The organism is Bifidobacterium sp. FKU (genome assembly GCF_026016385.1).
GTDB classification, from domain to species: domain Bacteria; phylum Actinomycetota; class Actinomycetes; order Actinomycetales; family Bifidobacteriaceae; genus Bifidobacterium; species Bifidobacterium infantis.
Genome location: NZ_CP092888.1, coordinates 921,706 through 933,639, shown reverse-complemented (window position 1 = coordinate 933,639; position 11,934 = coordinate 921,706). Strand labels below are relative to the sequence as shown.

The window sequence follows — 11,934 nt, the reverse complement described above, 5'->3', positions numbered from 1 at the left end:
TTTACAACAAATCGATATCGGCGACCAGCGTGGCTGCTCCGGTCAGCTTTACGTCGCTGTCGGTGACGTCCACGCGCAGGGTGCCGCCACGTACGGTGATGTCCCAGTGGCTGATGCCGGTCTTGGCCCGCAGCACAATGCCTGTGGCGCACAGGCCGGTACCACAGGACAGGGTCTCGCCGCAGCCACGCTCGTTGACGCGCATTGTGGCCTCGCCCACGCCGGTGTTCTGGTCGATCTCGTCGATCCGCACGAATTCCACGTTCTGATCGGATTCGATGACGGGAGCCACCACGGGCTTGGTGACCAAATCCAGTGATTCAACCACTGGCAGGGACGCGAAGGCATCCTCGATCACCGCGACCACATGCGGGTTGCCCATATCCACGAATGTACCGCGCGCCGAGCCCTCAGTGCCGGGGATGGTGACCTCGTAGGCATCGGTTTCGCCGACCTTCCACTCCCCCATTTCGATCTGGAAGACGTTGGCTCCGTATGGCTTCGTGTTGCTGCGTGGAGTGAGAATCTTGACGCCGGCACGGGTGCCGAGGCGGAACGGCTCGGTGGAGTCGGCCACACCCTCGCGTTGGGCGAACAAGGTGATGGCGCGTGTACCATTGCCGCACATCTCCGCCAACGATCCATCCGCGTTGCGATAGTCCATGAACCATTTCGCGCCCCCGGCTAGCACAGCCGAAACCTGGTCATCGCTTAGGTCGGACACGAACTCAGGACGGGTCAGACGAATCAGGCCATCGCCACCAATGCCGAAGTGACGGTCACACAGGAATCGAACCTCATCGGCGGTGGGCTCGAATTTGCCGGACTTGTCGAGGTACACCACGAAATCATTGCCGGTTGCGTGTGTCTTGGTTACTCGTTGCGGAAGACTCATGGCTTTCAGAGTACTCTAGGGAGCGAAACAACACCGCTGAAAATCGGCTTTATGTTCGGTTCGCGGCAACATACGGTTGCAGGCATGGCTATAGGGAGGATTCAGGCATGAGCTCTTCGGCTCCAATCGGCGTATTCGATTCGGGTCTTGGCGGTATTTCCGTGGCTCGCCAAATCGCCAAGGATATGCCGGCCGAGCATGTGCTGTATTTTGGCGATTCGGCCAACGCCCCGTACGGCATCAAGACGCCTGAGCAGGTGAGGGCCCTGAGTTTCGATATCGTCGAACGGTTCGTGCGTCAAGGCGTCAAGGCCGTGGTCATCGCCTGCAATACCGCCACTTCCGCCGCGGTGAACGATTTGCGCGAACACTACGATATTCCGATCATCGGCATGGAGCCGGCCCTGAAAGTGGCGTGCGACCGTGGTGACGTGCCTTCCGACCCGCATCATATTCCTCAGAGAGTGATTGTGGCGGCCACTCCCCTGACCTTGCGTGAGCGGAAGTTCGCCACACTCATGGATCGATTCGACTCGCAGAACACCATTTTCAAGGAGCCTTGCCCCGACTTGGTGGAGATTGTGGAGTCCGGGCGGCTCGGCGACCATGATCTGGTGATGCGCACGCTGCACGGCTACTTCGATCAATATGACATGGAGCACATCGACTCGGTGGTGTTGGGTTGCACGCATTTCGTGTTTTACCGCGACTACTTCCGCGAGCTGCTGCCTGAACGGGCCGCCGTCATCGATGGCAATGAGGGCACCGTGCGCCACCTGGGCGTGGTGTTGGAATCTCTGGGCAAGCTGGCGCCCGAAGGCGCTACCGGCGGCGTGGAGCTTGCCAATTCCGATCCGTCCGAACGGATTGCCGAGTTATCACGCAAATTGTTGAACGTATGAGCCAAGAAAGAACCAGACAAATTCACGGCACACTGCCCATATCGCTGTCCGCGCAGCGCGCGTAAGCTCATACCAAATTCAAGTGAACAGGGGGTTGGTATGGCAAAGACGGCGATGATTGATGTCGGCGGCGGGTTCCGCGCAATTTTCGGCTGCGGCGTGATGGATCGCATGATGGAAGACGGCATCGACGTGGACATGTGCTACGGCGTTTCCGCCGGCGCGGCCAATATGACCTCGTTCATCGCCCGCCAGCACGGCCGCAACCACACCTTCTACACCAAATACGCCTTCCGCAAGGAGTACGCGAGCGCGGAGAGCTATTTCAAGAACCACAACTTCGCCAACCTCGACTACATCTATGGCACGCTGAGCAACCATGACGGTGAGAATCCGTTGGATTTCGAGGCCTTTGAGGCCAATCCGACCGGATTCACCGTGGTGGCCTGCAATGCCGAGGACGGCTCGACCAAGTATTTCGACAAATCGCGCGTGCGTTTTGATGATTTCGACATCATCAAGGCTTCGTCCGCCGTGCCGGTGGCCTGCGAGCCGTATGTGGTGGATGGCGTGCCGTATTTCGATGGCGGCATCGCCGATCCGATCCCGGTACAGAAGGCGCTGGATGACGGCTATGATCGCGTGATTCTGATTCTGTCCCGCTTGCGTGACGAAGTGCGCAAGCAGCAGAAGGATTTGGCTCCGGCCCGCATCCTCGAACGCTCCCACCCCGCCGCGGCCGAGAAGCTGCGCATGCGCTACAAGACCTACAACGACGAACTCGAACTCGCCAAGCATTACGAGGCGGAAGGCAAAGTGCTGATCCTCGCACCCGAAGACCTGTATGGTCTCAACACCCTGAAGAAGAACTTCGAGGGCCTGGAAATGATGTACCGCAAGGGATACGCGGCGGCTGAAGCCATCCCGGCGTTCCTCGGGAAGTGACGGCACCGGCGAAGTACCCGTTCACGCCAAACCGTATAGCCATTCCGCATTGGCATGCGCGATGGCGTCGATAACCCGTTTCGCCTGATTCGCGTTCCATGCGCCATCCGATACCCAATCGATGGCGATTCGCGCAATATACCTGCGGAACAGCACCGCGGCCAGATAATGCAATTCACTGATGCCGACGCCGTCCGACGCATAGAGCAACTTGTCAAATGGGCACCACGCCAGAACATTGCGCAGCACTTCCCTCACCTGCGCTCCCATATGCGGATTGGCAAGGCCGACATCCATGTATACGTTGGCATGCACCGAGCAGAGAAACGCCGCTTCACGCTCGTACGGCACGCAATGCAGAAGCGGAAGTGTCAAGGTGCAGGCACAGATCGCCGGACACGTTGAATTTCTCGTTTTCGGCGAACGAGTTGTCCGCGCCGAACACCACCCAGACCAGGGCGGCGCCCAGCGTGCGGCTGAGTTTGGTTGTTGCGCTACCGGACTTTCCGGTGCTGGCGGATACCGTTGATGGTACCGCGGTGGTTGATGCAGTCATGAATTTCCCCTTACTGCTGCATGGCAACGGAGCGAATGCTCCTGGAATCGTTCCTCCCTCTTTCTGTGTTTCCCCAAACCATCGGGGGAGGAACGTTGTGGTTCACTGTAGTACCCGCGACCGGCTGATGGGGCCGTGTCCTTATTCGAAAATCATCGCTTTTGATATAAGGCGCGCCATCTCCCGCATATCCGACGCGACCCGCGCTATGATCACTCGCGCGAGCCTCGTCGGACGAATCTGTCGGCCGGCCACTGAGTTTTTAACAATCAACCGGATATGCCATCGAGCTCATTCGAGGCTGTCGTGTGCGAGACGGGAGAAGGTGCCGTTGCTGTCGACCAGTTGACGGTAGGTGCCGGTTTCATTGACGTGGCCGTGGTCGAGGACGATAATCCGGTCCATGCCGGTTAGCACGCGGGGCCGGTGGCTGATGACGATCACAGTGGTGCCCGCCGGACGGTTGGCGATCAGATCATGGTAGATCGCGGCCTCGGCGGTGGCGTCGACCGCGGCGGTCGGCTCGTCGAGTATCCACAACGGCTTGCCGGACAGGAACGTGCGGGCCAGCGCAAGCCGCTGCCATTGCCCGCCGGACAGGCCAACGCCGCCCCACTCCTGACCGAGCTGCGTATCCAAGCCGCCGGGAAGCCCATCCACGATGTCGAGCGCGCGGGCGCGACGCAACCCGTCACATAACTCATCATCCGATTGCCGCAGAGCGGGATCGATGAACTCGCGCACGGTCACCTCGATGTGCGTGAAATCCTGGAACACCATGCTCGACGCGCCCAACCGTTCGGCCCACGACCCCAAGGTACGGCCGTTCCCGCCGTCCGCGCCCGAGGACAGGGTCACGGTGCCGTCCGGGGCGTCGAGGATGCCGGCGATGAGCTTGACGAGCGTGGTCTTGCCCGACCCGTTCTCGCCCACCAGCGCGACGATCGATCCCGCTTCGACATCCAACGACACGTCGTCCAACGCCGGAGTCTGAACGGCCGGAACCGACGCTGCCGACGCGTCATCCGCGTCATCGTCATGCTTTGCAACAGTCGGATACGCGTACGTCAGATGCTCCACGTGCACGCCGACCGGACCGGTCGTCTCGGGGATCGCGGGGTTCGCGCGCAGCAGGTCCATGAGCCGTTCGTAGGCAAGGATCATCGGCGTGGACGCCATGAGGTTGCCGAACGCCTCGCCAGTGGTGCGCGTGACCGACAATCCCGTCATGATGCCCACCAACGCGGCCGGGATGCTCGACACGGACGCATGGCCGGACGTCAGGATCAGCCAGAACGCGCCGCCCGTCAGCACGGCGAACACGAGCGAACTCACACCGGTCAACTGCACCGTGCGCCACGAGATACGCTCCCACATGCCGGCCATATTGAAATAGCGTACGCGCGCCTGCGCAGGGATGCCGAACGAACCGGCCGTGGCCGCGATCTCCGTGCTCGACGGTGGATAATCCAACAACCGCTCGAAATAGTTCGCCCGACGCGACTCCCTGCCGCGCTTGGGCCATAACTCGTTCGTGAGCTTCTCCACGCCGAACTGGGCCAACAGCTCCGGGACCATCGCCAACGCGATCATCAGCGCCGCCAACGGATGCATATGCCACAAGGACGCGGCCAGCATGACCATCGACGCCAGCGCGCCCACCACTGAGGTCGCGTCCGCGGCCTGCGAGGCCACGTTGTACGGGATCGCGTCGCGCGCGGCCCGCACCTGCGTCGTCACCTCGTCGTCCAACGTCTGCGCGGGAGTCAGACGCGCCAGCGCGTCGGTCAGATCGGACTGGTATTCGGCCATCAATGGCTCCTGCAACAAGTCACGCATGTTCTGCGCCAACGACGACGACACCGACATCAACACCGCGCCCACCGTCAGCACCGCCAGGATCACCGCGAACCGGCCCACGCCCAGCCCCGACCCCATACCAAGCCCGTCCGGGCCGCACGCCCAACCGATCAGCCACACCTGCAACGACGGCATCGCCATCATCACCAACATCGACAGCCACATCACCACCGTACGCACCGGACGCCTACGCAACGCATACGCACTCGTCCGCCACGATGTCGCCACCGCATCACAAAACGGCCGGAATCCCGCGACAATCGGCATTTACGACACCTCCCCACAATATGTAATGATAGACCGCACGAGTTCTAAATAGAAGCGCAACACCTGCTCCATGGCTGGAAGTGTTCAAGTTCATAACCAGAGAGAAAGTGTCGCGCTCGATATGAGAGTGTATTCCCACCTGTCGGCAGAGGAACGTGTCCGGATCGACGAGCTGAGGACACAGCCGATCGGCGAACGTCCGAAACGCGTGGACTCGCGCCGAGAGTTCGGCCATTATGAGTCCGACACGGTCATCGGCGCCTCCCCGTCGAAGCGGTGCATCGACACGCAGGTCGAACGCAGGAGCCGCAGGCTGTTCGCCCGGTTCATCCCCGACAAGAGCGCGCCGGCCACGGCGCGCGCCGAATACGACATCTACAAGGACATCCCCGCGCCCGCGAGGATCGACCGCACCTGGGACAACGGCACGGAGTCCTCCTGCCACGTGCTCGTGGACGAGGCGCTCGGCATGCTGACCTATTTCGCGGACCCGTACTCCTCGTACCAGCGCGGCACGAACGAGAACCGCAACGGGCGCATCCGCCGCTACCTGCCCAAGAGGACCGGTTTCGACGGCCTGACGGACGCCGACCTGCAGGCCATCGTGGACGAGATCAACGACACCCCCATGAAGGTCCTGGACTGGGAAACACCCAACGAGGTTTGGTACCGCGAACTCGGCAAGGTACTCCCGAAGACAAGCCACCCAAAGACGAGCGTTGCACTTACAAATTGAATTCGGGGTATTTTTGCATTCGTCACAATCTATAAGTAGATGATTCTCACACTTGTCACAATCTGTATACGGCCCATTTGCGCACTTGTCGGAATCAGCGCGGAACGCAGTGAAGCCCCTCGCTTGGAGGGGCTTCACTATCGATGGATGAGGATTTGCAAACGGGGTGATTACTTCGTCTCGGCCGCGGTGAGCATGGCCTTGGTGACCTGCTCGTAGAGATCCTGATAACCGCCGGGCGTGGAGGCGGGCAGCACCACGGTCTTGGCATTGCCTGATTCGGACAGCGAGCGCATCACGTCAAGATACTGGTTGAACAGCACCACGTTGTTCACGTCGTTGATGTTCATACCCACAGCCTGCAGGCTCTTGATTTGGTCGACGATACCGTTGGCAATCTCGCGACGATAGTTGGCCTGGCCCTCACCCTGCAAGCGAGTCTTCTCCGCATCGGCGGCGGCCTGGGTCTCGATCTGGATGCGCTGGGCCTCGGCACGCTGACGGGTGGCTTCCTTTTCACGCTGGGCGGCGTTGATGGAGTCCATCGCGTTCTTGACCTGCGGGCTCGGGTCGATGGCGGTGATCAGCGTCTTGACCACGGTGAAGCCGAAGCGGCTCATTTCGGCGCCCACTGTCTTCTGCACGTCGAACGCCACATCGTCCTTGCGGGCAAAGGCGTCATCCAAGGTTAGGGCCGGGATGGCGGAACGCAGCGCGTCCTCCATGTAGCTCCTCAGCTGGCCGGCCGGGTCGCGCAGCTCGTAGTAGGCGGTTGCCACGTCGTTCGGGTTCACGCGGAACTGGGTGGAAGCCACGACGGTCACGAACACGTTGTCAAGAGTCTTGGTTTCCAGCTGCACGTTGAGCTGGTTGACGCGCATGTTGGTCTTCATGGCGATGCTGTCCACGAACGGTATGCGGATGTGAATGCCGGCGAACTGAACCTTCAGGAACTTGCCGAAACGTTCGATGATATACGCCTGCTGCTGCGGCACGATGAACAATGCGGCGGCCAGCAGCACGATAAGAACGACTAATAGAATCAGCACCAACAGCATGGTTCCGCCCAACATACTTGCGATGGTCATATAAAACTCCTCTCACAAGGGTCAAGCACGGCATATCGTTGTGCCGCGCCCCAACACCATCCATGCTACCAGCGCACGCCCGGTAACTGATAGCTCTCACAGGCAAGTCCAAGAAAGCGAACGTCAGATTTCATGTTCCGTTCACTCCGGCAGCCACATCTTGTGCACTATTATTTGAAGCAGCCAAGTCGCACGTCAGAAACAACAAAGTCGGGCATTTCAACCAAGGAAACACCCGACTTGAATCAAGCACTGCCGCCATATAAACACATCAGAAGTGTTCGTTGAGCTTCTTCTCGCAGTAATCCTGAAGCCATCCAAGCAACGTGCAGAAGAGCAAGTAGATCAAGCCCACTTCAATGTATAGGACCAGCGGCTCGTAGTAAATCGCCACAATGCGCTGGGCCGTCATGAACATTTCCACCACGGTGATGTTCGCCGCGAGAGACGTGTCCTTGACCAATGCGATGAAGGAGTTGAACAATGCAGGGAAGGCGGAGCGGAATGCTTGCGGCAGAATAATGCGGCGCATAATCGTCACATACGGCATGTTCGCCGCCAAGCCAGCTTCAAGCTGCCCCTTAGGCACGGCAAGAATCGCACCACGCAATGTTTCGGCGGCATAGGCGCCCACATTCAGCGAGAACGCGATTACCGCGGAAGGCAATGCCGGAATCGTAATGCCAACAGACGGCAATCCAAAGAAGATAACGAACAACTGCACCAGCAACGGCGTACCACGAAACACCCAAATGTAGAACCACGCGATTTGGGAGGCCACAGGTACTTTAGCCACACGCACCAGCGCCACCACAATCGCCAGTATCAAACCGAGAGCGAAGGAAATCAGCGTCAGCGGAATGGTCACAGTGATACCGGGAATCAGTAGCTTAGCAAAAGAATCTACGACTATTCCCCATACTCGTGCGTCCATTGGTCATCCTTTGTTGTGTGGTATATGTTGCACCTGCTCGTAATCTTCACGAGGCCAGCTCATATTTCCCGGCTCCCCTAATTACAGGAGAGCCGGGAAACATGTCACTCCTGAGAGAAGTCCTCGCCAAAGTACTTTTCGGAGATCTTGGTCAATGTGCCATCCTTCTGCAGCTTGACAATGGCTTTGTTGACTTCCTTGACCAAGTCATCGCTGCCCTTGCGGAACGGCAGGTAGGCGGCCGGAGTCTTCTCGGACTTGGCGGCAATCTTGATGTCCGCATCCGGCTTCTGCTTCAGGTAGTCGAGCGCAGCAAGGCCATCGTTCAATGACACATCTGCACGACCGGACGTGATGGCATCGACCTGCTGACCAAAATCGTTAACCTGAACGATAGTAGCGCCCTTCTCCTGAGCGGTCTTGTTCCAGTTGGAGGTACCGGTTTCAGCGGCGCGAAGCCCCTTGACGTCATCGAACGAAGTGACGTTCTTCGGGTTCTCCTTGGAGGTAATGACGACACCGTAGGAGTAGGTGTATGGTTCGGAGAAATCATACTTGGCCTTGCGCTCGTCGGTGGCGGAAATCTGATCGGCAACCGTATCGTACTTCTTGGCATCCACACCGGCAAGCAGGGAGTCGAAGCTGCCCTCGGCAAACTCGGCCTTGATACCGACCTCCTTGGCAATGGCCTTGGCCACCTCGACATCGTAACCGGTCAGCTCATTGGTTTTGGAGTCATGGTAACTGAACGGAGCATAAGTGCCCTCAGTGGCGAACACGATTTTGCCGGACTGCTTGACCTGCTCCAATGCACTGGAGCTGGAAGCGGAAGCCGAACCGCATGCGGCAACCGAAACCAGCACGGCGACACCGGACAGCAAAGCCGCAGCCTTGCGAATCACTTGATTATTGAACATGACAAACCCCTCTCTTGATATTGTCACAATTAATTACAACAGCCGTGAAACGCCTCTACCGAGTCACCGGAATCATCAGCACATTGTTGGTTGAAGACAGGAACTCGACGGTACGCTCCTCCTGCGGATGTTCGAAGATCCGCTTCAGATCACCCTGCTCGACCACATGGCCTCCTTCGATGAACACCACATGATTCGATGCCTCATAGGCGAACCGCATCTCATGGGTGACCATCAGCATGGTCATGCCTTCGCTACCGAGTTGCTTGATGACCCCCAGCACCCCGTTGACCATTTCCGGATCCAATGCCGAAGTGGGCTCGTCAAGCACCAACAGCTCAGGATTCATAGCCACGGCGCGGGCGATGCTCACACGCTGCTGTTGCCCGCCGGACAGTGTGCTCGGATACCGATCATGAAAATCGGCAAGTCCCACACGATCGAGTTGCTCAATAGCGATCTTGCGGGCTTCATCAGGCTTGATTCCCTTGGAATACACCAACGGTTCGGTCACATTCTGCAATGCCGTCTTGTTCAAAAACAGGTTGTAGTTCTGAAACACGAACCCGATTTTCGAACGCACCTTGTGAATGTCGGCAGATTTGGTAGTGGTCAAATCCACAAGACCATCACCGAAATCGACGGTACCGGAATCCGCGTGCTCAAGGAAATCCAGAATGCGCAACAGTGTGGATTTACCGGAGCCTGAGGGGCCGATGACAGTAACCACATTTTGTCGAGGAATGTCAAGATCAAGCCCATCCAGCACGGTGGTGTCGGCAAAGCTCTTGCTCACTCCCCTAATCCGAATCATCCCGATACTCTCTTTTCGCTGCTGTTATGCACGTCAACGTTCGTTCGCGAAGCACAATCCCTTACCGTAGACGCGCTTGCTCACCTGTGTTTCGGCGTGGTTATATCCAGTGCCTATGGAGTGCTATTCACACCAATGAATAACACATCGGACGCCGACGTATTGTTCGCTCACAGATGCAGCAGATCGTCAAACTCGTACAACTCTTGTCTTTACTTGATATTCAGCTCGTTGAGCTTGTTCTTGATATCCACAGCCGACGGTTCGACCTGGAATGTGCCATCAGGATAGAGCACCACGGGAATGTGCTGCTGGCCGCTGATGGCCACCGCACGATCGGCTGCCCCATCCTCGGTTTCGATGTTATGCCACGTATATTCGGCGCCAAGCTCCTCAAGCGTGTTCTTCGCCTGCTTGCAATCACCGCACCATGTTGCGCCATAGACGTCAATAGCCATGTCCTGCTCCTTCTTTCGTAATACAACAACCCAAATTCACAACGCCTCAAGAATAACAGCGCAGGTTTTTCTCAGAACGAACAATTATCCGCATACGTAAGCGATACACGTCAGTATGCGTTGGCAATGGCTTGGTCAAGGTCCGCAATCAAATCATCGACGTTTTCCAATCCGATGGACAGGCGGATAAGGTTGTCGCTTACGCCCGCGGCATGCCGATATTCCAACGGCACTTCACGATGGGTGATGCGCGCCGGATCGACAATCAGCGAACGCGCGTCACCGATGTTCGGCACATAGGAGAATACCTCGGTTCCGTCGAGAATGCGTCTCACGTTGTTCTCATCGCCGTCGACGAGGAACGACAGTATCGTACCGATCCCTTTGGGGAAGTATTTGGCGACCAGATCATACTGACCCGTGTTGCCCAAACCGGAATAATTGACCTTGAGCACATGCGGCGCATGCGTGAGATGCTCGGCAATATGCATGGCCGATTCGACTTCCTGCCGTTCACGCACAGCCAGTGTCTCCAATCCCACCATCGACAGGTATGTATTGAACGGGCTGGGCACCGCGCCGAAAGTGCGCAGATATTTGATGCGTACACGGCGAATGAACGCCTCGCGGCCGAATCTGCTGGCGAAGCTGCGCGCTATTCCTTTGCGTTCATCGCTGACGACCAGTTCGGGAGTGGTGAACTGCGGGAATCTGCCGTTGGCCCAATCGAAGTTTCCGCCGTCGATAACCACTCCGCCGATGGCGTTGCCGTGCCCGGTGATGCCTTTCGTGGTGGAATGCACCACGATATCGGCTCCGAACTCGATGGGCCGGAAGAGGTACGGGGTAGGCACGGTATTGTCGACGATAAGCGGAATACCGTTGCGATGCGCGAGTTCCGCCAATGGTTCAATATCGGTGATTTCAGTGGATGGATTTGCAACGGATTCGGTGTAGATGGCACGGGTGTCCGGCCCGATCTTCGAAGCGACCTCATCGAGGTCGTTGATGTCGCGCACGAAATCGGCATGGACTCCGAACTGCGGGAAGAAGGTCTCCATGGCATCGACGGAAGCGCCGTACAGGTTGGTCGGAGAGATGATGCGACCACCACCTTCGGCGGCACACAACAGCGCATACGACACCGCGGCCATGCCGGAGGCGACGGCCACCGCGCTCACACCACCTTCGAGTTCCGCCAAACGACGCTCGAACACATCCACAGTGGGATTCGCCACACGCGAGTACGAGAAGCCCTCGGCTTCGCCGGCACCCAGCGCGTCACCATGCGCGGCGCTGACCATGTCAAACGCCGCACTGGCGTAAATCGGCGGGTTCGCCGCCTCACCGTGAGCCGCCCGGTCATAGCCGCCGTGAATAGCCGCGGTAACGAAATCCCTCGCCATGAATTATCCCCTCAATGTCATGCCGCCGTCCCTTAGGGGAACACCGACGGACGCCCATACTGATACGGCACCAGTGTAGGAAGCGAAGCACCGTAACACGTGCTTGCGGGTACAGGCATTTCTTATCGTTCGGTATCAACCGGAATGATAGGAGGG

The 11,934-nt window shown here is 58.3% G+C and carries 12 protein-coding genes and 1 pseudogene; 3 read left to right on the top strand and 10 right to left on the bottom strand.

The genetic code is table 11. The annotated features are described in order from the left end of the window. Nucleotide 1: 1 nt before the first annotated feature. Nucleotides 2–895, bottom strand: coding sequence for a diaminopimelate epimerase (dapF, locus tag MMB48_RS04155; RefSeq protein WP_012577154.1), 894 nt, complete (start codon nucleotides 893–895; stop codon nucleotides 2–4). A gap of 107 nt (nucleotides 896–1,002) precedes the next feature. Here dapF and murI point away from each other — a divergent pair, with 107 nt between their 5' ends. After that, nucleotides 1,003–1,797: a glutamate racemase gene (gene murI / locus MMB48_RS04150; protein WP_012577153.1), complete on the top strand. Its 795-nt coding sequence runs from the start codon at nucleotides 1,003–1,005 to the stop codon at nucleotides 1,795–1,797. Between the two features lie 99 nt (nucleotides 1,798–1,896). Continuing rightward, the gene (locus MMB48_RS04145) at nucleotides 1,897–2,742 is read left to right on the top strand and encodes a patatin family protein (RefSeq protein ID WP_012577152.1); all 846 of its coding nucleotides are present in this window, start codon (nucleotides 1,897–1,899) and stop codon (nucleotides 2,740–2,742) included. A gap of 21 nt (nucleotides 2,743–2,763) precedes the next feature. On the opposite strand, the gene MMB48_RS04140 is transcribed toward MMB48_RS04145, so the two are convergent. The 3 genes from MMB48_RS04140 to MMB48_RS04130 all read right to left on the bottom strand — a co-directional run bounded on the left by MMB48_RS04140 (nucleotide 2,764) and on the right by MMB48_RS04130 (nucleotide 5,338). After that, nucleotides 2,764–3,039 carry a hypothetical protein gene (locus MMB48_RS04140; RefSeq protein WP_136527176.1) on the bottom strand — a complete coding sequence of 92 codons (276 nt, stop codon included), beginning with the start codon at nucleotides 3,037–3,039 and terminating at the stop codon, nucleotides 2,764–2,766. Between the two features lie 37 nt (nucleotides 3,040–3,076). Then, nucleotides 3,077–3,298, bottom strand: coding sequence for a hypothetical protein (locus MMB48_RS04135; RefSeq protein ID WP_012577151.1), 222 nt, complete (start codon nucleotides 3,296–3,298; stop codon nucleotides 3,077–3,079). 291 nt (nucleotides 3,299–3,589) lie between these two features. After that, nucleotides 3,590–5,338 (bottom strand): ATP-binding cassette domain-containing protein, encoded by a 1,749-nt coding sequence (locus MMB48_RS04130; protein ID WP_014484695.1) that lies wholly within the window; start codon nucleotides 5,336–5,338, stop codon nucleotides 3,590–3,592. Between the two features lie 202 nt (nucleotides 5,339–5,540). Here MMB48_RS04130 and MMB48_RS04125 point away from each other — a divergent pair. Further along, a pseudogene (locus MMB48_RS04125) lies at nucleotides 5,541–6,161 on the top strand (IS30 family transposase); the annotation flags it as partial. 170 nt (nucleotides 6,162–6,331) lie between these two features. Here MMB48_RS04125 and MMB48_RS04120 read toward each other — a convergent pair. The 6 genes from MMB48_RS04120 to MMB48_RS04095 all read right to left on the bottom strand — a co-directional run bounded on the left by MMB48_RS04120 (nucleotide 6,332) and on the right by MMB48_RS04095 (nucleotide 11,778). After that, the gene (locus MMB48_RS04120) at nucleotides 6,332–7,219 is read right to left on the bottom strand and encodes an SPFH domain-containing protein (RefSeq protein ID WP_409337982.1); all 888 of its coding nucleotides are present in this window, start codon (nucleotides 7,217–7,219) and stop codon (nucleotides 6,332–6,334) included. Between the two features lie 301 nt (nucleotides 7,220–7,520). Continuing rightward, nucleotides 7,521–8,183: an amino acid ABC transporter permease gene (locus MMB48_RS04115; RefSeq protein ID WP_008782666.1), complete on the bottom strand. Its 663-nt coding sequence runs from the start codon at nucleotides 8,181–8,183 to the stop codon at nucleotides 7,521–7,523. A gap of 104 nt (nucleotides 8,184–8,287) precedes the next feature. Beyond that, the gene (locus tag MMB48_RS04110; RefSeq protein WP_012577147.1) at nucleotides 8,288–9,100 is read right to left on the bottom strand and encodes a transporter substrate-binding domain-containing protein; all 813 of its coding nucleotides are present in this window, start codon (nucleotides 9,098–9,100) and stop codon (nucleotides 8,288–8,290) included. A 55-nt stretch (nucleotides 9,101–9,155) separates the two neighbouring features. Beyond that, a complete protein-coding gene (locus MMB48_RS04105) occupies nucleotides 9,156–9,914 on the bottom strand; it encodes an amino acid ABC transporter ATP-binding protein (RefSeq protein WP_032745337.1) in 759 nt (252 codons plus the stop codon). A 212-nt stretch (nucleotides 9,915–10,126) separates the two neighbouring features. Next, on the bottom strand, nucleotides 10,127–10,408 hold the full coding sequence (locus MMB48_RS04100; RefSeq protein ID WP_077323659.1) for a mycoredoxin: 282 nt from the start codon (nucleotides 10,406–10,408) through the stop codon (nucleotides 10,127–10,129). A gap of 74 nt (nucleotides 10,409–10,482) precedes the next feature. After that, the gene (locus tag MMB48_RS04095) at nucleotides 10,483–11,778 is read right to left on the bottom strand and encodes an O-acetylhomoserine aminocarboxypropyltransferase/cysteine synthase family protein (RefSeq protein WP_012577146.1); all 1,296 of its coding nucleotides are present in this window, start codon (nucleotides 11,776–11,778) and stop codon (nucleotides 10,483–10,485) included. Nucleotides 11,779–11,934 lie beyond the last annotated feature (156 nt).